Genomic DNA, 19,798 nt, shown 5'->3' on the forward strand with positions numbered 1-19,798 from the left:
GAGAAACAGTTGTTCTACTGAATAGGCAGTTTTTTCCTCCGAACAATTACGTACTTAGATCATTAATCATTAATTTAAAAAGTTAAAAAAATGTTCATTAAGCTTTGGTTAAGGTTTCCCGATATTTTTCTAAATTTTTTTACAAGGAAGTTATGAAAATTATTTGGACACTTTTGCTACTTTTATCTATTGCTGGAGAACTTCGCGCAGCAGATTGGTCGGAAACAAACATTCAGTATCTTCAAGGAAGTAACTATCTTCGCCCCAATACGGATCGCTACTCCCAATCTCTCATCACTGTCGAACACATCAGTGGTTGGGCGTACGGAAATAACTTTTTCTTCTTCGATATTCAAAGTCCGGATACTCAAGACAAGACAGTGACGTACGGAGAGATCTCGCCTGCTTTCAGCTTGGGCAAAATGGATCTGGTGAGAATCAAAGATCGCTTCGTAAAAGATATTTTACTTCAACTTAACCTGGAGTTCCCGACAGGTCCTGCAAGAAGAGCGAATCTTTCAGGTGTAACGATTGAGTGGCAAAATCTTTGGTTCGATTATCTGGCCACACAATTTCTTTATCGAGATGTTTTAGGAGTTGAAGGCACCAGCCAACAATTAACAATAGTCTGGAGCAAAGTCTTTGGACCATCTAATTGGCCAATTCGTTTCAACGGTTTTTTAGACTGGGCCGGAGCTGAAGGACACATGCGTGAAAACCTTCAAATGCAACCCTCATTACTTCTTGATCTTGCCAAGAAGACCAACAACAAAGTCCCTCTTAGAATCGGGATGGAGTACAACTTCTGGCAAAACAAATACGGTATTAAAGGTCTTAACCAAAGTGTTCCTCAATTCAAAGCAGTTTGGATTTTTTAAGCGAGAATCAATATGAATAAAATGTTTGAAGGTCTACGTGGTAAATTACTGATCTTGGCCGTTCTTCCTCTGGTTGCACTGGCCATCACGACAATCATCAGTCTGAGAGGTTTCTCAAAAATTGGTGGGATGTTGAACGAGTCGTATGAGGTCTACGTTCCCAATATTCGCCTCCTCGGGCAAATTAACTTGAACCGAGCTAATATCGGTTACTTTACCTTCGCGGCCCTAAGTAACAAAGACGATTTTGAAAATAGAAAAAAATTCGTTGATCTCCTGGATCGTTCCATTGGGGCCTACAAGTCAGCGGTTGAAGAATACATGAAGCAGAAGTATATCGAGGGTGAAATGGCCGCATTTCAAGACATGAAAGACCATTATCCCAAATACCTTGAGTACACATCGCAAGTGCGAGAGGCACTTCTTCGTGGTGAAGCCGATGATTTTGCAAAGGTCTTATCTTTGGTTGATAAAGGTGGCCCTTGGCAGGTGCTTCAAATCGAAGTGGACTCAACCATCACAAAGATTTATGAGATGTATACGGCCGTAAGTAAGGCCAACAACGTCATTCAAGCCGAAGAAAGAGAAAGCAAGGCCATGCTTATTCTTTTGGTTGCTCTCGTTTCGTCCGGAATTCTTTTTACTGTGGTTTTCATGCTTTCAAATCGAGTTTCAAACTCAGTTGGTGGAGTGGCAAAAGCACTGACGACTGTAAGCCATAACGTTTCGGGTGCCATTACTCAACTTTCGGCCGCTGGACAATCGCTTTCGAGTGCTTCGACTGAGTCGGCCGCTTCACTAGAAGAAACAGTGGCCTCAATTGAAGAACTTACTTCTATGGTGACGAGAAACTCTGAACACGCCAAAGAAGCTTCCGATCTTGCCAATGAATCATCAAATATCGCTCGTGAAGGGGAACAAGAGATCAATGATCTCATCAATTCAATGCATGAAGTGGCGAATGATTCTAAGAAAATCGAAGAAATCATTAAAGTCATCGATGATATCGCATTTCAAACCAACCTCCTTGCCTTAAACGCGGCAGTTGAAGCTGCCCGAGCAGGTGAGCAAGGAAAAGGTTTTGCCGTGGTTGCAGACGCCGTGAGAAATCTCGCCGGACGTTCGGCCACAGCTGCCAAAGAGATCAATGCTCTCATTAAAGAAAGTGTGACCAGAACGGAAGAAAGCCGTCAGCGTGCTGATAATTCAGGAAACGTTCTGATGAGAATTGTGGCATCAGTTGAAAAGGTGGCGGTTCTTAATAAAGAAATAGCGGCCGCGAGCAACGAACAAACTATTGGTCTTGGTCAGATCAGTAAGGCCATGAACCAGTTGGATCAGGCCTCACAATTAAATGCGCAGTCGACGCAAGAAATTGCGACTACTGCAGGCGACATTGAACAACGCTCAGAAGAAATGAAAGAACAGGTTCAGATTTTAAGCCGTGAAGTCTTAGGTAGTGTGGCTTGATAATAAAAGGGGAGGCCAGACCTCCCCTTTTTATTTTAAGCAATTTTGAAAAGTTCGTTTAAAGCATTTTCCCAGAAGCTTAATGTCGGATCAATGCGCGTGCGACGAAGATAATTCGGAATCGACTCGCCTGGAAGACGAAGTCCATTCTGTTTTAGCTTATTAATCAAAACATTTACGTCTTGATTGTGTTCAGGCACAAGACCCGAACGCTGCTGCCAGGCCCATGCTGGTGCCACTTCAGCGAACGCTAATCCGCGAAACTTATCTTCAGCAGCAAGTACACGGTCTCCCGAAGTTCCTTCCCACGTACGTGCGTAATAAGAAAGATGGCTTCGAGGAATATTCATCAAATTCGCACGAATTGAAGCGGTTTTAAACTGCGGTAGAGCTTTAAAGTCATTTGCTGCGGCCAGGATGTCGGCCTGATCAGTACCACCAGCTCGACCAATGTGGACCACTGGAATACGACTATTTCCAAGAATGCGTCTCACTTCAAGCTTCGCGGCCGGACCATCAGTGATGATAAGTTCAGGTCCACCATTACTTAAAAGTTTACCAAGAAGAGCATTACGATAATTCTCAGTCGCCGAGAGGACATACTTCCAATCTTCGGCAGTCGCCCCATCCATTCCAAAAGGAACAGTCTTGATAACAAGATAGTTTTCATCTTGAATCCCAAGATCTCTCATAAGGCCTTGAAGGTGTTGACCACGAGTTCCTGTTAGCGCGCGAGCAGTAATAAGATCGTCATATCCACGAGGGTCCGCCACGATAATCACGCGAGGCTTATCTAAGTTACCGCGGTAGTGACCGAAGTCACCGATCTCTGGATGATTTTTCACATAATAAGCATCAATCCCATTAGACTGGAAAGACTTCCCCGGCTTGGTTTTGAAAATCTCTTTCATGTTGAGATTTTCTTTCATAATTCGAGCGTACATCTCGCCCGGACCAGCATCGAATACATAACGAAGACGAGCACTACGTGGACGAGAAACAAACAATTCTTCGTTTGAAAACCCTTCACCTGGACGAGCATTAGTCATGGCACTAATGGTATTCCTATCAAAGCGGGCCTGATCGCGTGTTCCGAATACGATGACATGTGGATTACTTCCCATACGAGAAGCAGTTGAAACCGGAACCATTCGAGTCCCTGGTGTACCAAAATCATAATACTCAGGTCCGATATCAGCTCTCGAATAACGGTATGGCTGACCAGAAGAATATCGGTTTGTCATTCCTGGATCTGGATTGATTCTCCAGCCGGCACTTACATAAGGTTTAAGAACACTGAGGTCCTGGCCTACAGCTTTTGAGGCCTGATCATTTGTAAGGTTACTTAAATAAGTTGGATGTGGAAGTTCAACCACGAGAACATCAGTTCCAATTGTTGAGCCATCACTTAATCTAAGACCTTTGAGGGAACGAGTGTAAGCATTACGAATTTTGATTTTATTTAAATCATAACCACCAAGCTGTGCTGGGTGAAGAAGACCGTTTTTCATTGGACCGGCCTTCGAGAAGACCATCTCACTTTTATACTTCTCTACATTGGCCTGCAATTCTTCAACTGCTGCCTTTTGAACTGGCTCTTTTGTATAATCGAGGCGACGAGCGGCCATACGCGAGTAAAGGTCATTTCCTTCCTGGTCGACCACAACTGGGAATTCATTATTTCCGCCGGCGTATTCTAACTTTGTTTCTGCAACTTGAATTTGATCGATGATTTTCTCAACACGCGATTCGACCTTACCGCCCTTACTTTCAACATAAGACCCCATGGCATCGCGGGCAGCACCACCAAAAGTTACGATAAGTTTGATTGAATCTTTATTGTTGCGAATGATCCAATCAATAAGGTTATTACGCCATTTAGCAACTGGACTATCTACGTCTTGAGTCAGAAGCCAGAGCTGATTATCAACGAGGTTTGATAGATTGAAAGAATCTTTGCCTTTGTTATCACGGAAAATAAATGGAGTGTTGTAAGCTCCATACTGACCTTTAATCGTGTAAGCATAAGTATTAATGAAGGCCGCACCTTCATTCACTCCGAAGTAAGCAGCAAGATCTTGAGCACGACCACCGAAACCTGCAGTTGCGGGACGACCTGCAGCTTCAGCAATGTGAGTAGCGTCCTGCCCAATAAATAGAATTTTTACTTTGTTCGGCGCTTGAAGCATTCGCCAGGGCACCGGCCCAAATGCTGGACGAAATTTTTGATCACCCATCAGCTGATTAGAGATCTCAGGCATGTTGGGTATATTTGCTGTAAGGTCGATTAGTTCCTTACCCATTTTTGTGCGAGGATTTGGTCCTGGGTCATATGACCAGATCGGCATGGCCGCATTGGCCACCTGAGAAGTCAAAACCACAAGATTTAATGAATAGAAAAAACCGGTTAGCTTCTTCATAAACGCATCCTTTAAAAATGATGGCCGCATCCTAAATCTCCTCAGGATTGACTTCAAATCAAGTTTGTCCTGACAGAAAGAATTACACTGTAAGAAATTCCTGATTGATTGAGGTCTGAAACGGGCCAACGATTTCTTAAGGTGATTTAGAGTTCAAAAACTAACCATGTCACTGATTAGATGAATGAAGTTTCATTCTGGCAGATGCCAGGCAATTTAAGCCCTTAACAGGAGGTCAACATGAAACGACTACTTTGTGGAACAGTGACAGCACTATTAATCTCAATGCCATTGTTTGCTCAAACTTCAAGCAGCAGCTCAATGCCTTCTTCAGGCTCAATGGATGAGACGAAGACAACAACTGAAGAAGTGAGACGTACAACGACTCCTTCTGGTGAGACAACTGAACAAGTGGAAAGAATGGAAGATTCTTCTATGTCTCCATCTCACTCTGATAGTACTCACTCTCCAGGCAGCATGGATTCTAGCTCGCCTTCTTCTTCGAAACCTAAGAGTTCAACAACTCCATCTGGTAACTAAAAAAAAGGGGCCTTTTGGGCCCCTTCTTTATTTCTTCGTTTTCTTAGAAAATTTTTTCTTAATCTTATCCCAACTTTTTCGAACCACTTTGTCGGCCATAAATGATGGTTCATTTCCTAAATTCGATTTGGCCTCACGTCTTGAGAACGCCTTGTCCTTAGACACGAAGGTCAATCCTTCTTTGGCCTTTACAACTTCAGGAACGAAGCTTTGGATGAATGGTGATGAAACGATCAGCTGACCCTGAAAAACATCTACATCAACATTTTTAGAGTCTGAAAGCGCCATTTCAAATTCGCCCTGAGTAGCAGCGGCAGATGCACCTTCAGTCTCCCAACGCTGTTCGATGACTTGAGTCTTTCGAGATGGTGTATGGGCCTTAAAAGAACCCTTTTGAAGTTTAAGAACTGAGAAGGCCCTCTCTTCTTTTTTAGTGACCTCAAGATCGGACTGCTCAATAAGTAATTCAGAGCTTTTAGTCAGGATTACTTGAGTTTCAGGATAAAGCTGAAGTAGCAGATTTGAGTTACCGGCGACAACGACGTCCCCTACTTCTAGTTTAGAATCTGACTTAAGTTCAATCTTACTTTTATTTCTGATGATGTGTGCTTCAGATTTATCAGTTAGTTTTAGTACTTTACCGATATCAGCAAAAGCAGTTGAAAGAGTCATCATAAAACAGAGAAGCCACAGACCCATGTTAATTCCTTGATGAGGTTCATGGAATTATTCTCACGTGAAAGATATCTGATGGCAATGAAGGACCTAGTGAACCAACTGTAAAAAATCCTCTCCGTCCCAAGGGAAAATCGAGATTTTCTCATAGACCAGTGGCGTCGGAGTGCCCAATTGATTGAACATTCTATCAACAAAGTTATCTTGAAGTTTTCTGGCCAGAGCAGGTGTCGACGTATGATTCAAGATGGCAAAAGGCACTTCTCCAGAAATGAGGAGAACTCCCGCCAGGGTTGAAGTATGCTTCAGAGTTCCGGTCTTCGAAAGAACCGCTTCATGAGTCTCTGGATATCCTTCAAAACGATCACGGAATGAGCCAAGGTCTTTCCCGCCGTTAACTGCAACGATGTCACTTAACTCAAAGTGCTGTTTGCGAGCACTTTCAGATAAAAGAGCAATTGATTTTAGAATCATGCGGCAAGTAGCAAGGTTATCAAAACGATTTTTACCATTGATGATTGGCAGGCCCGATCCGTTAGCAATGGAGAAGGTCGAAGCCACAATTTTCTTCTCACTCATGAGCGCCTGAAAGGTCTTCTTCTTTTGAGCAAGCGTATAAAGGTTCTCCGCCACAACGTTTTTCGACATCACATTCATCGCCTTAATAATGGCATGAAGAGGTTTAGAGCGATGGATATATTCAACCGGATTTTCATCCAGTAATGGATTTACATTATTAAGAACGACAGTCGTAGCACTTAAGTTTGGTGCAGTTCCGGTTATATCAAGACCTTCTTCACGAGCAAATTTCTGAACCGTTTTCCAGGTCGTATTAATTGTTTTTTGATTCTTCGAACTGAGATAGTAAGCAATTCTAAGTCGGATCTGTTCGGTTGTGATGACCCTATAATCCTCAAGTCCTAAATCATAGAAACGAAAATTAGAATTAAAGCTCACCTGTTTAAACTTGGTGTACCCCAAATCATTGAGGGCCTTCATCATCAAAAGAAATTTCTCTTCTTCAAAATAAGGATCAAGACCACCTTCAATATGAAGACTATCTTTCCCAATATAAAGCTTAGTTTGAAAAGTTTGGTTAAGGTCTAATACTTCGGAGGCCAGGAGTGTCGTAAGGAGTTTTGTAACTGAGGCAATTCTTTGCTTCTTATCGACCTGATAACCACCAACTTGTCCCTGCTGTTCATAGCAATAAGTTTGTTCGGTAATGGTACCGACCTTATACTTAGAATTAAGGGTCTTAAAATCCTGAGTCAGGACCGGATTGGCCCTGACCGAGGTAGAGATAATGGCTATAGCAAATAAGAGTTTTTTCATTCTATTCTTCGTAAACAACGATCACTGTGTCCCAAGAGCTGACCTTAGCGGCCAACAGGTCACCAGTGTTGCGGTTAAGTTGGTTCACAGAAACTGAGTTGTTCGCAATACGGTTACGACCCTTGGCCTCGTTAACAATCTTGAACTGTCCTGGAGCACTACCAAGACCGGTCTCCATTACTTTTTCACGAATCATTTGAGACGTTTCATGAACTAAACGAACACATCCACCTGAAGCGCGAGTACCAAGTTCCTTATAGTGTGATTTCGTGGTTGCGTGCAGAGCAATCCCACCGATGAAGAAAACAGCGTTCGGCATTGGAGCGTTCCATGTATAAGACAAGTAATCGCGATAGATTTTAGTAGGACGGAAAAAGCCCTTAGGAGTCGTAGAAAAGTAAATCCTACCAGATTTGGCCTTCTCTTCTTTCTCGCGACCGGTAGAGATTTTCTCTTTCAAGATTTCGATTCCGTTCTCATACATGGTTAATGTCTGAGCACCATCACCTTTAGAGGCCTTATTTACAGCAATTACTAAACGATTATTTCTAACTGCTTCAGCAACGCCTTCACTATTTAAACCAGGGGTAAGAACGGCCTTCATTTCTGCCATTGCATATTCTTCGATAGGCATCATCCCATCTTCCATTGCTTCTTCATCTGTTAATGCGTAGGCCCCTTGTGCCCCAAGTAGAGTAACCGCAGATAAAAGCAAAAGTGCTTTTAATGAGAAAGACTTCATAAGTTCTCCTTTTTCTCGCTTTTTTTCTGGGATTCTAAGTTGATTAAAGAATGTTTAGGGGAAAGTCTGAAAAAATGACCATACTTTTGCGCTCCAAAAGTCATGGCCAAATCCTGGCCTGTGTAATTTCTATACAATTCAGCGATTTATCAACACTTCACTTGGGAAAGGCATACTCTATCACCCATATGGCGAACGTATTTACCTATAAACAGTCTTACGATTTCTTTCGTGACATTCTAGAGGCGAAGAAAGCTAAGAACCCGTCATTCTCTCTAAGGGCAGCGGCCCGTAGCTGTGGTCTTTCACCAGCAGCTCTTTCAATGTTCCTCAATGGCAAAAAGAAGATCTCGGTCCAGGTAGCAAGACAGCTGGCGGTTTGGACCAAACTAAGAGTTAAAGAACAAGAATATTTCATTACGATGGTTGAGCATGAGCTTGCCCGTAGTGCCAGCATTAAGCAGGTTCTAGAAAACCGCATGGAAGAGCTTGCCCGTGAAGAGGCAAACCGACGTATCAAAAAGAGTAAACTCGATTATGATTTCGTCTTCTCAAATTGGTTCCACCTTCCGTTACTCGTGATGCTGAAAACCCCTGAGCTTTGCCAGAAGGGCCCTCAGGAACTTGCTAATTTTCTCAATGTAGACGTTAAAGACATTTCAAATGCTCTTAAGCAATTCCAGAAAATTGGAATCGCCGAATATCAAATGGATGGTTGGAAGATTAACGATGAACTTCTGTTTGCAGCAGAAGGTCCTCATTTAGGTCTTAGAAATTTCCACCGTCTTATGCTTGGGAAGGCCCAAGATTCATTGGAAACTCAAAATAACTCTGAAAAGTTCGTGGGCTCAGAAACCATGCTTTTTGATGAAGAAAGTCTTCAAGAAGCAAATGAGGCCATCGAGGAATGTTTTAGTAAAGTTCTTGCTATCGCAGCGAAATCGAAGAAGCAGAAATTGTATCACTTCGGTATCCAGTTGTTTAAGCTCAGCAAGTAAAAGGATTCTTATGCGAAATCTTCTTGTAGTTCTAGCACTAACCTCATCATCAGTTTTTGCGTTTGAAGGCGGCGGCAGTATCAGTGGTGGTACTCGCGGCGGTGGTAACTCTTGCGGTTCTGATTTTGCTTTCATCGGTAAAATGGTTTACCAGCGCATTCTTCACAACGAGTATTTCAAAAAGAACATTAACCTGATCGCTCTAAAAGATGCCATCACACAGACTTCGGTACGTGAAACAACTCAGCCCATCACTGACGCTGAAAATGTTCGTTATGAAGCTGTTAACTATCCAGAAGAGAAAATCATTCTCGTCCACCAGGACTATTGTAACAACCGTCTAGCGAAGCCAAATGCGAAGCTGGTTTTCCATGAATACCTTGGGATTGCTTCGCCTGGCCTGGATGCTGGATTCAATATCAGCGGCAAACTCTTTTCAGAGACTGGTCTAACTGACAAAAACTTCCAAAATCTTCTAGAGACTAACGGAACAGATGCATCTGTTCTAAATCTTCGTAATAAAGAACTCGTTGCTAAAAACCTTGAGAGCAACTCGGTTGAGCTTGAAGCGAAAAATGGTCAATTCCGTTTGGTTGTTAAGTGCGATATCAAGAGACCTGAACTTGTTTATCACAAGCTTAGTAGTGGAAAGGTTTCGTACCAATCAACTTTCAAGTTTAAGAGTGCCACTCAATGCCAGGAAGTTTTTGGCAAGGCCCTATTAAGCGACAAGATTGATGATCTGGATCTGGTTCTGGGACTTGAAAGCTACACTGTAGTTTCTAACAAATAAATAAATCGAAAAATTCAGGATATGACTTTGTCACTGCTTCCGGAGGAGTAACACTCCCTCCGGAATGCTGACGAAGAAACAATGCACCTACCATCACCATTCGGTGATCATTTGGTAGAACAAGATCTTTCGCTTCATTGATTTTTAAATCGCTGCCTTCAATCAACAATGTCTCACCTTCAAGCCAGGTCTTGCGCCCAAAGGCCTTAATGAGATTCATGACTTCCGTCAGACGATCACTCTCTTTGAAAGTGAGATTTTTAGTGCCATGAAGCTCATGGACACCTTTAATATGAGAAAGGAAATAGCCGAGAGTCGGAACAAGATCCAAACAATCAGTCACATCAAAAGAGATAGGTTCATGATGAGTGATGGGTTTAATGACCATCCCTTTATCATTTTCCGTGACTGAACCCAGCTTGCGGAGAATTTTTATAAACTTGGAATCGGCCTGAAAAGAATCATCGAATAGACCAGGAAAGGTAATTTCATGGTTCAGGGCCGCAAACGCCAATGGATAACTCGCGCTACTCCAATCAAGCGGAACAGGATAAACATCGTTTTGTTTTAGGTCCTGAATCACTTTTTCTGTCATGGCCCAATAACTTTGTGAGGTCGTGAGGTTCACCGGAATGATCTTCGTTCCAAAGTCAGAGAGGCCTAATTCAAAAGCTGTCGCGTATTGAGTTGTTCGGGTGCAATCAACTTCTAAAGTTTTCGGGGCAGTGATTGGTCCTTGAAGCGTCAAAACCGCATCATTGAGTTCGGCCTTCGCTCCAAGCATTCGCGCTTGATCAATAAATTCCTGCCAAGGCCGTTCTTTCAAACGCTCCCCTAGCACCAATTCATATTTCTTTTTTCCCTTTAACAACAGACCCGCCAGGAAGCGCGCAGTCGTTCCCCCTTCACCTACATCAAGCTTCTTATCAGAACTCTCGCAGGCAGGAAAAGAACCCTCGATAACAACATTCTTGCCAGATGTTTTAACTTTAAGACCCAGCTCTTTTAAGCAGGCCAGAAGAATTGTTACATCTGTTGATTCAGGAAGATTTTCTAGGGTGACAGGAGACTTTTTAATGGCAGCAAGAATCAACGCACGATTAGCATATGACTTCGATGAAGGCACATGTACTTCTTTAATCATTGAACCGTGTTTAAGATTTAAACTCGCCATATGCATGAATCTTTGCCTTAAAGTCTTTCAGAGCGACTTCTTCAACATAACAGATTCCAATATTCTTGACGAGAACTAAGCGTAGACGCGAATCAAGCTTCTTCTTATCCTGTTCCAGATAATCAGAGAACGTATTGATATCAAACTTTGAGAAGTAGCTGATCTCAAACTTCTCGGCCGGCAGGGCAAGTGCCTTGACCATGACTTCCCACTGACTATGGGCCTCATGAAGACCCATAATTTTGAACATATACTTAAGTCCCATAGCAACTGCGTGTCCATGAGGAATTTTAAGAGTGTATTCGAAAGCGTGGCCAAGTGTATGACCAAGGTTCAGGTAAATGCGCTCACCATTTTCTTTAAAGTCTCGTTCCACCACGATGTTTTTAAAGTTAGCACAGGCCATCGCAATATCTTCGATCGATGTCTTACTAACAATGAGCTTATGAATTTCTTCAGAGAGAAACCCGTACTTCAGAACTTCACCCTTGCCGGACATCCATTCTTTTTCAGGCAGCGAAGTTAGAAAATCTCCGCAAATAAAAACTTTCTCTGGCATGTGGAAAGAGCCAACAAGGTTTTTACCTTGAGGCATATTCACAGCAACTTTCCCACCAATAGAGCCATCAATCATGGCCAGAAGCGTGGTAGGAACTGCCACCCATTTAATCCCACGAAGAATGGTAGCGGCCACATAGCCTGCGAAATCCGTAGTTGCTCCTCCACCAAAAGCGTAAAGAGTTGAACCACGACTGATGCCTTGTCTCAAAAAGAACTCTAGGGCCTGTCCGTAAGTTTCAAGATTCTTTTCCTCTTCTGGATTCTTCAACCAAAATACATGCGGAGAAAATTGAATCCACTGCGGAAGATGATTCTTCGCCTTTACATCAACAATGGCAAAAAATTGTCCATCTTTGAAGTTATCCAGTTCCTTGAATAGTTCGAGCTTTTTGAGGTAAGTTAGATTGGATTTCATGATGTCCCTATTATCGTCAAAATCGAAGGAAATAGAAGTGAGTGTAGAGTGGTTTTTTAAATTAAAAGAGATCGATTCACTGACGAAGATGAAAAATGGCCATTTAAAGGCCAAGAGTGAGCAGGAAGATCGGCTATCTAAGCTAAATAACAGGCGGCTAGAAGCTGTTTCGCAAAGTGCAAAGCTCAAGCAAGATTTGATTTCCCTCCATGATGAACTTGCCCAAGTTGAGAAGAAGCTCAAAATTGCCTCTGAGCAACGCCAACGTCTCATCGACATAGGTGGTGACGAGAAAAAGATTCAACAGTTTGAAACTGAAATTGAAGGACATGAAGAAGCAGGGCTTACTTTCCTCTCGCGCGAAGAAGAAATTGAAGCGGAGATAAAAGATAATCGTGAATTCATGCAAGGCCTTGAGAAAACCATCAAAGAAATTGAAGATGAAGTTTCTCAGGACGTATCTAAGCTTGATGCCGAGATCACAAATCTCGATTTACGAGTGAATTTGTTAATGGACGAACTTCCTGCAGACTATAAGGCCACGCTTCAAAAAGTAACGGCGAAGAAACTTGCCCATGGTCCCTTCACAAGAGTGGACCAGGGGAGTTGTTATTTTTGTCGTTATAAGATTTCTAGAATTGATGAATCGGAGATCGATATGCAGAAACAGTTGAAGCAGTGTCCGCAATGCTCGCGGATTTTTCTTCCTTACGGTGCTTAGTAGAATTGAACTGAAGTCAATTGCAGGATGTTTTGACCTGCATAACTACCGCCAGTATAAGCTCCGTAGTTTCCATTAGTAGTTGCATAAGGATTATAAAGTTGGCCGGTAAAACGCGCGCGGTATTTCCAGACGCCATTTACATTCAGAGGTTGAATTCCCTGCATTTGCGCCTGTTGAAGGGCCTGTCGAATAAGAGCATCGTTTTGGGACGTCGAAACTGGATATGCCTTTCCACCAACTTCAATCGGTGTCTGACTGTTAGTATTCAAATAACCTGTTTGGGTTGAAAGAGCGTTCGAGAAAGAACTTGAACTACTCCCTCCGCCGTCTTTACCACCACAGGACACTGCCGTTAGGGTAAGGGCCAGAAGGATCAATAAGAGGGTTTTCATAACTTCTCCTTAAACTTTTCTATCTAATTCATCGGTATTTATTGACCCCACCCTTAACTTAATTCCTGAGCACCTCTATTCAGCTATTTACCCTCAACAAAGCTAGGCTTGATAAGGCACCTCTCCCCCGCTAATATGGCGCCTCACCGAGATCAGGGGACTATCGCCGCCGTAACAGGGGGAGGAAAGTCCGGACACCATAGAGCATCGTAGCGGGTAATGCCCGTCCGCCGTGAGGCGAGGACAAGTGCAACAGAAAGTATGTATGGCCTAAGCTTCGGCTTAGGTGCGTAGTGAAACCAGGTAAACTCTACGAGGTGCAAGCCCAAATAGGTGAGCGTTGATTCTGCTCGCGGAGCTCACGGGTTGGGTGCTGGAGCTTTGGAGTAATCCACGGCCTAGAGGAATGATAGTTTAATACAGAATCCGGCTTATTCCTGATCTCGGTTTTTTAGACACCTTTGTATTTCTTTCACTCAGACCCCACTCTCACTCCTCCCCATTGTATGCTGCTGTAAAAGGACGACTTATGAACAAATATCTATTGGTACTTGCCACTCTTTCGCTATTTTCTTTATCTGCCTTTTCAGCAGACCTCGTGAAAAGATGTGAAGTGAATCTTCCAGCAATGGAAGCAGGTGATATTGATATTAAGATGGACATCAAAGTCTTTAAGCAAGATGGCGTTTTGAGTTCAACCATCGTTCAGACCGTCGATGGTGTAAGTGTCCCTCTTGATTCAAGTGCTGAGATGATTAGCTACGAGATCCGCGAGGGTCTAAAGGCGAATCTTGAATCAGAAGATTTAAACCAAGGTGAAAAGCTGATTGTTCACGCCATGACAGTTGAAGCGGACAAAGATCTTAGTAAAATTTTTAGCTCTGGGATTAAGAGTTTAAAACTCATTCGCAAAGTGAATACATACGTAATCGATGAAGAAACCAATATGGGTTCTGCCACGATTGTTGAGGCGATGGATAAGAAAGGAAAAATCATTGGATCATTCTTAGGAGGATTCGTGGTTCGACCTTGCCGCTAATTATCTCTCGAAAACATCCAGCCCTTCATCCAGTAAGACAAAAGCACTCTGTCCCTTCTCAAGCTTAATATCCTGGCCGCCAGTCAAATGACTGAAGGCCGGGAGTAAACAGAACTCTTTATCCAAAATAAAACTCGGAAGTCTTAATTCATCAACGCCCGCTCGAAGTCTCATCATAGGATGAATGTGGCCGGAAAATTGGAAACCAGTGAGCTGCGGATTGTGTTCGTGTAAAAATGAGAAATGACCAATCTTGAAGTCCTTCTCTTCAACTATGCCCCAGCTCTCGGGGAAATCCGTGTAACGATCATGATTGCCTTTGACTAAGACCAACTCGCAAGGATTTTCCTCACGAAAATTTGCGACTTTCGCAATCAGTCCTCGGCTTAGACTCTTCTCATGATGAATGAGATCTCCCAGGACAATTAAAGATGTCGTTTCGTAATCCGCAAGGCAATGAGACAAACGATTAAGATCTGCCTCAAAGACTTTATCGGTGATGGCGATTCCATGATTACGTAAATAGTTCGTTTTTCCCCAATGAAGATCTGCGGCTAGCATGATTTTTCGACGGGGCCAATAAATGATCCTCCGGCAGTCGAAGATGAATTCTTCTTCATGAATGGTTCTTACGAGACTTGTTTCCATTTTTCTTTCATCCGTTGCAAACGATCTTGTAAAGACTCGGAAGATACTAGGGATCCAATTCTTTCAATGATCAAAGGAAAGGCCAGAGGCGAAGGCCGGGAAGTCTTATATAACTCAAACGGCATTTCTTTAATTTTTCGGAGTACAGAGACGAGGCGACTTTCCTGAAACTGAAAAAACCGCACTTCATCAAAGGACTGATTATAAAGTGGTTGCTCGGGTTCGTATTTAGAGAAGACCTCAAACAAGAGCGAGGAACTCATCTGCAGGTTCTTCATGGTTCTCTTCTCACCCATGCGGTTTTGATAAACTAGCCCTGAGACCTGAGCAATGTCCCTAAACTGTTTCTTCGCGAGTTGGGTCATATTAAGACTGCGTTGAATATCGTTTGTGAGATTATCCAGAGAAAGACATTCCTTAATCACTTCTAGATCAAATTTATAATCAGAGGGTGCAAGAATTTCTAGGCCATACTCTGAAACGGCGAAGCTGAATGTGACCTTGGTTCTAAGGGAAAGTCGGACAGAGAGTAAGGCCGCCAGGGCCTCATGCACGAGTCTTCCCTCAAATGGAAAAATGAACAAATGCCTCCCTTCTCGCGTAAGTGTCTCTTCCAATAATAAATAATTTCTTCCAGGAAGACGTGAAAGTGCTTTCTGAACTTCAATAATAGGAGAAAGGAATTCAATCAGGGGATGTTGATAGCGACCTTGTTCGATTAATTCAAATATCTCTTTCAAATGACTTGTGAGAAGAGAGGAGAGAGGCAAACGACTTCCCCACCAGATTGGCACCACGGCGGCCTTGGGCGGAGCAAGCCTCACAAAGACCGTCATGTCCTTGATCATCATGAACTCTAAAACTTTTCCAGAAAAAACAAACCGGTCCCCTTTTTTAAGCTTACTCACAAAAGATTCTTCCACCGACCCCAGACTTCCCCCCTTGGCAAACTTAATTCGCATGGATGGATCAGAGGTAATGGTTCCGACATTCATGAGATGCTGCTGAATCATTTTTTTGTCGTGGACCAGGTATCTACCGTTTAATTCTTTCAGACGATGATAATAAGGATACGCACTTAAGCTTCTTCCTCCTTGAGTAAGAAATAGAAGAAGATTATCAAATTGATAGCGCTCTATTTTTTGGTAAGCATAGGTGTGGCGAATTTCCTCGAAGGCCTCAGAAGGAATAAGTCCTTCTCCCGAAGCAAGAGTCACCATATGCTGGGCCAAAACATCAAAACTAAGTTCAGGAGGAATAATGTCTTCTTTAAGACCTCGATCAATAGCGAGTTCAGTTGCCATATATTCAAAGAGCTCAAGAGCGTGAGTCGGCACAAAGTAAATTCGAGGCACCCCTGTAGGCGTGTGACCAGAGCGTCCGGCACGTTGAATGAAGCGAGAAATACTTTTAGGGGATCCAACCTGATAGACTCGTTCAACCATGGGAAAATCTACTCCTAGATCCAGACTTGAGGTACAGATCACGAGTTTTAATTCTCCGGTCTTTATTTTATTTTCAACCTCTTCTCTTCGCTCTCGATCAATTGAAGAGTGGTGAATGGCCATGATGGGTTCCCACTCGGGTTTTCGAAGAAGGATTTCGTTGTACCAACGCTCTGATTGAGAGCGGACATTGGTAAAGAGAAGACAGGACTGCTTGATATCCACGTGATTAATCACCTTCTCAAGCATCGCGAGTCCTAAGTGCCCTGACCAAGGGAATGAATCGATCTCATCGGGAAGAAGGGTTTGGACTTCAATTTCTTTTGAGACCTTCTCTGTGATGAAAACAAAGTTCTTCAAAACGTTCCCATTTAAAACTCGTCCCGCGAGTTCGGGATTTCCAACCGTCGCAGAAAGTCCCCAGATTCGAAGATTAGGAGCGAGCTTTTTTAAATGAGCGAGACATAGTTGAACCTGCACTCCTCGCTTGTTCCCCATGAGTTCATGCCACTCATCTATGACAACTAATCGGCATTTTTTCAGGGCCTCACGGTACTCCTCAGATGCGAGCAGAAGATTGAATGATTCGGGGGTAGTAACAAGAATAGAAGGTGGATTCTTTTTTTGTTTTGCTCTTTGAGAAGCACTGGTGTCCCCTGTTCTTCCTTCCACCGTATAGGGAAGTTTCATTTCATCGATGGGTTGTTGAATAGATTTGATGATATCAGCGCTGAGAGCACGCAGAGGAGAAATGTAGAGGATGTGGATGCCGGGTGCCTTTTGTTCTTCGAGGGTCAAATCAGCAAGAGCGGCCAGCACTCCTGCATAGGTCTTTCCGAAGCCAGTTGAAACGTGAATGAGTCCATTTTCTCCACGCAGATACGCCTTCCAGGCCTCCAGCTGAAATTCCCGGGCCTTCCAACCCTTGGTCTCAAACCATTTTTCAATCCAGTCTAATCTGCTACTGCTCATTTAATAGTTTTTTTACCTCTTCCAGAGTGTCCGCTTCCTCTGGTTTTTTATCCTTTCTCCAACGCGAGATACGAGGAAATCGCAATGCCACTCCGGCCTTATGGCGACTTGATTCTTGAATTCCTTCAAACGCAATTTCAAAAACGTGCTGAGGCCTCACAGAACGAACTGGCCCAAATTTTTCAACGGTGTTTTTCTTGATCCAATTATCCATGCTTGCTAGTTCCTCATCTGATAAACCTGAATAGGCCTTAGTCACCGGAATGAGTTCCTTATCTTTCCATACTGCAAGCGTGTAATCGGTATAAAGATTTGAGCGTCTTCCCGTACCGGATTGTGCGTAAAGAAGAACACAGTCAATGGTGTGAGGATCAATCTTCCACTTCCACCAATCTCCGCGTTTTCTTCCGGTTTGATAGGTTGAGTTCCAGCGCTTAAGCATGAAGCCTTCTACACCCCGATCCCGGCTCTCCAGACGAAGTTCTTTCGCTTCATCAATATTTTTGACCTTCACAAGTTTTGAGAGAGGAAACACCTTGATGCTTTCCAGAATTTCTCTACGCTCTCTGAGTGGTTTCTCACGAATATCTTCGCCTTCCCATTCCAGCACATCATAGGCCATGACTGAGATAGGAGTTTTCTCGAGATCTTTTTTAGAGATTTTTTTCCGATTAAGCCTTGTCTGAAGTTCATTGAAGGACAGAACCTTTCCTTCTCTAAAAGGCAGAAGCTCGCCATCAATCACAGTTCCATCCGGAAGATTCTGGGCCTGATGAAGTACATCTGGAAAACTTTCATTGATGAGCTCTTCACCCCGGGACCAAAGAAAAACCTCTCCATCACGTTTTATGACCTGAACTCGAATGCCGTCCCATTTCCATTCCACACACCATTCTTTCCAGTTGCTAAAAACTTCTTCCGCGTCTTCCACGGGAGATGCAAGAAAGTATGGATAGGGTTTTGATTTTCTTTCAATGGTCACATCTTGAACGAGAAGATTGTCATAGAACTCAGGAGTGGACTCATAATCACCCATCAAGCGGAAACTCATGGTCTCTTTATCAATTCCCGCCACAATTGCCATGGCCTGAATCAACAAGTTTTTAGAAACACCCATACGAAGGTTTCCCGAGAAACACTTATGAATCAAAAATAGAACCGATTCATCATAGCTCGCCCACCAGCTGTGAAGCTTTGCTTTTATTTCTTCGGGAGTGAGTTTCTTTAAGGTCAAAAGTTCTTCTTTAATGAATTTTCCCAGGGCGGGAGGATGCTTAGGATGTTCAATCGGTCCTCGTAAAAGGGCCATTGTTTCTGATGAATCGCCTACGTGATAGGCCGACTCTTTAAAAAGCCACATAGGCATCTTCATATACTCGCAAAACGCTTCTTGAAGAAAGGTGCGATTGATTTTGGTATTAATCTTATTGCCTGAAATAATGTAAAGACCCCAACACGCATCTTCTGAAGGCACTTCTTCAAAATAATTTCTAAGGCCGTCCACTTTGTTCAAGGTTGAGGTGGTCTGATCTAATTGGCGAAGGAGTTCTACAAATCGTTCCATCAGGACTCTCCCTCGGTGTCGTAAGGCATTTTTAAATCGTAAGCATCAAGACCTTCATCTTTTAGATACCTCACGATGGCGTCTGTATTTCCGTGAGTAAAATAGACTTTCTTGCATCCCGTTTCTTTGACCGTTCTAAGAAGCGAGGGCCAGTCAGCGTGATCGGAAATGACGAATCCTCTTTCATAACCTTTTCTTCTGCGATTTCCCCGAAGCCGCATCCATCCTGAAGCGAATGCTACTTTCTTGGGAGAAAGACGTTTATTCCAACTTGAACCAAGTGCAGATGGAGGACAGAGAATCATCGCTCCTTCAAACTTCTCTTTACTCTCCAGGGGAACTTTTTTTACATTCGGCCAAATAAGTCCCGTCTTTTCATAACAGTGATTAAGTTCATCGACGGTTCCATGCACCCAGATCGTTTCATCAGTGAGCTCCCGAAGGCCCGCAATAATTCTTTGCGCCTTCCCCAAAGCATAACAACAAAGGACCGAGTTAAAGCCTTCCTCGCGGTTTTTCATCCACCAGGCAAGGATCTCCTTCATTTCATTTTGAAAATCGGGCCAGCGATAAACCGGAAGTGCAAAGGTTGCCTCAGAAATAAAAACATCACAGGGAAGAACTTCGAAAGGTTCACAGGTTGGATCATAGTCACGCTTAAAATCTCCCGTGAAGACCCAAACCTCATCTTCGTACTGAATCCGTACTTGCGAAGAACCAAGAATGTGACCTGCTGGATGAAGACTTACATCAACATCTCCCATCCGAAAGGTCTCGCCATAAGGATGAGTTTCAATGGGAACTTCGCCCATGCGCTTTCTTAAAATGTGTTCTGATTCATTGACGGCAATATAGCGATTCATGCCCCAATGTGCGTGATCGCCATGAGCATGAGTAATGAGGGCGGTCTCCACTTTTTCCCATGGATCAATGTAGAAGTCTCCGAGAGCGCAATAAAGACCTTTATTGGTCAGTTGCAAGAGTTCCATTCACTCATTTTATCAACGAGTAAA

General features: G+C 43.3%; 18 protein-coding genes and 1 other RNA gene. 8 read left to right on the top strand and 11 right to left on the bottom strand.

Going from position 1 to position 19,798, the window contains the following annotated elements:
* Nucleotides 1–152 precede the first annotated feature (152 nt).
* Nucleotides 153–878 (top strand): DUF5020 family protein, encoded by a 726-nt coding sequence (locus SOO65_RS00145; protein WP_321395244.1) that lies wholly within the window; start codon nt 153–155, stop codon nt 876–878.
* 12 nt (nt 879–890) lie between these two features.
* Entirely contained in the window at nt 891–2,348 is a 1,458-nt protein-coding gene (locus SOO65_RS00150) for a methyl-accepting chemotaxis protein (protein ID WP_321395246.1), read from the top strand.
* A gap of 35 nt (nt 2,349–2,383) precedes the next feature.
* Here SOO65_RS00150 and SOO65_RS00155 read toward each other — a convergent pair whose 3' ends face one another.
* Nucleotides 2,384–4,768, bottom strand: a complete 2,385-nt coding sequence (locus SOO65_RS00155; RefSeq protein ID WP_321395248.1) for a uracil-DNA glycosylase family protein — start codon at nt 4,766–4,768, stop codon at nt 2,384–2,386.
* A 240-nt stretch (nt 4,769–5,008) separates the two neighbouring features.
* On the opposite strand from SOO65_RS00155, the gene SOO65_RS00160 reads away from it, so the two are divergent.
* Nucleotides 5,009–5,308, top strand: a complete 300-nt coding sequence (locus SOO65_RS00160; protein WP_321395250.1) for a hypothetical protein — start codon at nt 5,009–5,011, stop codon at nt 5,306–5,308.
* Between the two features lie 27 nt (nt 5,309–5,335).
* Here the strand turns inward: SOO65_RS00160 and SOO65_RS00165 are convergent, their stop codons facing one another.
* The 3 genes from SOO65_RS00165 to SOO65_RS00175 all read right to left on the bottom strand — a co-directional run bounded on the left by SOO65_RS00165 (nt 5,336) and on the right by SOO65_RS00175 (nt 8,060).
* Nucleotides 5,336–6,007, bottom strand: a complete 672-nt coding sequence (locus SOO65_RS00165; protein WP_321395252.1) for a hypothetical protein — start codon at nt 6,005–6,007, stop codon at nt 5,336–5,338.
* Between the two features lie 66 nt (nt 6,008–6,073).
* Nucleotides 6,074–7,318 carry a D-alanyl-D-alanine carboxypeptidase gene (locus SOO65_RS00170; RefSeq protein ID WP_321395254.1) on the bottom strand — a complete coding sequence of 415 codons (1,245 nt, stop codon included), beginning with the start codon at nt 7,316–7,318 and terminating at the stop codon, nt 6,074–6,076.
* Nucleotide 7,319: 1 nt separating this feature from the next.
* Entirely contained in the window at nt 7,320–8,060 is a 741-nt protein-coding gene (locus SOO65_RS00175; RefSeq protein WP_321395256.1) for a L,D-transpeptidase, read from the bottom strand.
* Between the two features lie 188 nt (nt 8,061–8,248).
* Between SOO65_RS00175 and SOO65_RS00180 the strand changes: the two genes are divergently transcribed.
* Together SOO65_RS00180 and SOO65_RS00185 are read left to right on the top strand one after the other, a co-directional pair.
* On the top strand, nt 8,249–9,058 hold the full coding sequence (locus tag SOO65_RS00180) for a TIGR02147 family protein (protein ID WP_321395258.1): 810 nt from the start codon (nt 8,249–8,251) through the stop codon (nt 9,056–9,058).
* Nucleotides 9,059–9,068: 10 nt separating this feature from the next.
* On the top strand, nt 9,069–9,851 hold the full coding sequence (locus SOO65_RS00185; RefSeq protein WP_321395260.1) for a hypothetical protein: 783 nt from the start codon (nt 9,069–9,071) through the stop codon (nt 9,849–9,851).
* Here the strand turns inward: SOO65_RS00185 and SOO65_RS00190 are convergent.
* Nucleotides 9,841–11,025, bottom strand: a complete 1,185-nt coding sequence (locus SOO65_RS00190) for a hypothetical protein (RefSeq protein ID WP_321395262.1) — start codon at nt 11,023–11,025, stop codon at nt 9,841–9,843. The two genes, SOO65_RS00185 and SOO65_RS00190, sit on opposite strands and share 11 nt — an antisense overlap.
* A complete protein-coding gene (locus SOO65_RS00195; RefSeq protein WP_321395264.1) occupies nt 11,006–12,001 on the bottom strand; it encodes a 3-dehydroquinate synthase in 996 nt (331 codons plus the stop codon). Before SOO65_RS00195 ends, SOO65_RS00190 begins: the two co-directional genes overlap by 20 nt.
* Here SOO65_RS00195 and SOO65_RS00200 point away from each other — a divergent pair.
* Nucleotides 12,000–12,722 (top strand): zinc ribbon domain-containing protein, encoded by a 723-nt coding sequence (locus SOO65_RS00200; RefSeq protein ID WP_321395266.1) that lies wholly within the window; start codon nt 12,000–12,002, stop codon nt 12,720–12,722. The genes SOO65_RS00195 and SOO65_RS00200 overlap by 2 nt on opposite strands.
* On the opposite strand, the gene SOO65_RS00205 is transcribed toward SOO65_RS00200, so the two are convergent.
* Nucleotides 12,719–13,117: a hypothetical protein gene (locus SOO65_RS00205; RefSeq protein WP_321395268.1), complete on the bottom strand. Its 399-nt coding sequence runs from the start codon at nt 13,115–13,117 to the stop codon at nt 12,719–12,721. The genes SOO65_RS00200 and SOO65_RS00205 overlap by 4 nt on opposite strands.
* A 147-nt stretch (nt 13,118–13,264) precedes the next feature.
* Between SOO65_RS00205 and rnpB the strand changes: the two genes are divergently transcribed.
* Both rnpB and SOO65_RS00215 read left to right on the top strand, forming a co-directional pair.
* Nucleotides 13,265–13,567, top strand: an RNA gene (gene rnpB / locus SOO65_RS00210) — RNase P RNA component class A.
* Between the two features lie 79 nt (nt 13,568–13,646).
* Complete coding sequence (locus tag SOO65_RS00215; protein WP_321395270.1) at nt 13,647–14,156, top strand: hypothetical protein; 510 nt, start codon at nt 13,647–13,649, stop codon at nt 14,154–14,156.
* On the opposite strand, the gene pdeM is transcribed toward SOO65_RS00215, so the two are convergent.
* The 4 genes from pdeM to SOO65_RS00235 are packed head-to-tail and all read right to left on the bottom strand — an operon-like array spanning nt 14,157 to nt 19,774.
* Nucleotides 14,157–14,804 carry a ligase-associated DNA damage response endonuclease PdeM gene (pdeM, locus tag SOO65_RS00220; protein ID WP_321395272.1) on the bottom strand — a complete coding sequence of 216 codons (648 nt, stop codon included), beginning with the start codon at nt 14,802–14,804 and terminating at the stop codon, nt 14,157–14,159.
* Nucleotides 14,786–17,221, bottom strand: coding sequence for a ligase-associated DNA damage response DEXH box helicase (locus SOO65_RS00225; protein ID WP_321395274.1), 2,436 nt, complete (start codon nt 17,219–17,221; stop codon nt 14,786–14,788). The genes pdeM and SOO65_RS00225 overlap by 19 nt, the downstream gene beginning before the upstream one ends.
* On the bottom strand, nt 17,211–18,785 hold the full coding sequence (locus SOO65_RS00230; protein WP_321395276.1) for an ATP-dependent DNA ligase: 1,575 nt from the start codon (nt 18,783–18,785) through the stop codon (nt 17,211–17,213). Before SOO65_RS00230 ends, SOO65_RS00225 begins: the two co-directional genes overlap by 11 nt.
* Entirely contained in the window at nt 18,785–19,774 is a 990-nt protein-coding gene (locus SOO65_RS00235; RefSeq protein ID WP_321395278.1) for a ligase-associated DNA damage response exonuclease, read from the bottom strand. The genes SOO65_RS00230 and SOO65_RS00235 overlap by 1 nt, the downstream gene beginning before the upstream one ends.
* Nucleotides 19,775–19,798: the final 24 nt, after the last annotated feature.

The organism is Peredibacter starrii (assembly GCF_034259205.1).
In the GTDB taxonomy this organism is placed as follows: Bacteria; Bdellovibrionota; Bacteriovoracia; order Bacteriovoracales; family Bacteriovoracaceae; genus Peredibacter; species Peredibacter starrii.

Coding starts and splice junctions, on each gene's coding strand:
- SOO65_RS00145 (WP_321395244.1), top strand. CDS start 153: ATGAAAATTATTTGGACACTTTTGCTACTTTTATCTATTGCTGGAGAA.
- SOO65_RS00190 (WP_321395262.1), bottom strand. CDS start 11,025: ATGGCGAGTTTAAATCTTAAACACGGTTCAATGATTAAAGAAGTACAT.
- SOO65_RS00150 (WP_321395246.1), top strand. CDS start 891: ATGAATAAAATGTTTGAAGGTCTACGTGGTAAATTACTGATCTTGGCC.
- SOO65_RS00195 (WP_321395264.1), bottom strand. CDS start 12,001: ATGAAATCCAATCTAACTTACCTCAAAAAGCTCGAACTATTCAAGGAA.
- SOO65_RS00225 (WP_321395274.1), bottom strand. CDS start 17,221: ATGAGCAGTAGCAGATTAGACTGGATTGAAAAATGGTTTGAGACCAAG.
- SOO65_RS00205 (WP_321395268.1), bottom strand. CDS start 13,117: ATGAAAACCCTCTTATTGATCCTTCTGGCCCTTACCCTAACGGCAGTG.
- SOO65_RS00215 (WP_321395270.1), top strand. CDS start 13,647: ATGAACAAATATCTATTGGTACTTGCCACTCTTTCGCTATTTTCTTTA.
- SOO65_RS00185 (WP_321395260.1), top strand. CDS start 9,069: ATGCGAAATCTTCTTGTAGTTCTAGCACTAACCTCATCATCAGTTTTT.
- SOO65_RS00200 (WP_321395266.1), top strand. CDS start 12,000: ATGATGTCCCTATTATCGTCAAAATCGAAGGAAATAGAAGTGAGTGTA.
- SOO65_RS00235 (WP_321395278.1), bottom strand. CDS start 19,774: ATGGAACTCTTGCAACTGACCAATAAAGGTCTTTATTGCGCTCTCGGA.
- SOO65_RS00230 (WP_321395276.1), bottom strand. CDS start 18,785: ATGGAACGATTTGTAGAACTCCTTCGCCAATTAGATCAGACCACCTCA.
- SOO65_RS00175 (WP_321395256.1), bottom strand. CDS start 8,060: ATGAAGTCTTTCTCATTAAAAGCACTTTTGCTTTTATCTGCGGTTACT.
- SOO65_RS00155 (WP_321395248.1), bottom strand. CDS start 4,768: ATGAAGAAGCTAACCGGTTTTTTCTATTCATTAAATCTTGTGGTTTTG.
- SOO65_RS00170 (WP_321395254.1), bottom strand. CDS start 7,318: ATGAAAAAACTCTTATTTGCTATAGCCATTATCTCTACCTCGGTCAGG.
- SOO65_RS00165 (WP_321395252.1), bottom strand. CDS start 6,007: ATGGGTCTGTGGCTTCTCTGTTTTATGATGACTCTTTCAACTGCTTTT.
- SOO65_RS00160 (WP_321395250.1), top strand. CDS start 5,009: ATGAAACGACTACTTTGTGGAACAGTGACAGCACTATTAATCTCAATG.
- pdeM (WP_321395272.1), bottom strand. CDS start 14,804: ATGGAAACAAGTCTCGTAAGAACCATTCATGAAGAAGAATTCATCTTC.
- SOO65_RS00180 (WP_321395258.1), top strand. CDS start 8,249: ATGGCGAACGTATTTACCTATAAACAGTCTTACGATTTCTTTCGTGAC.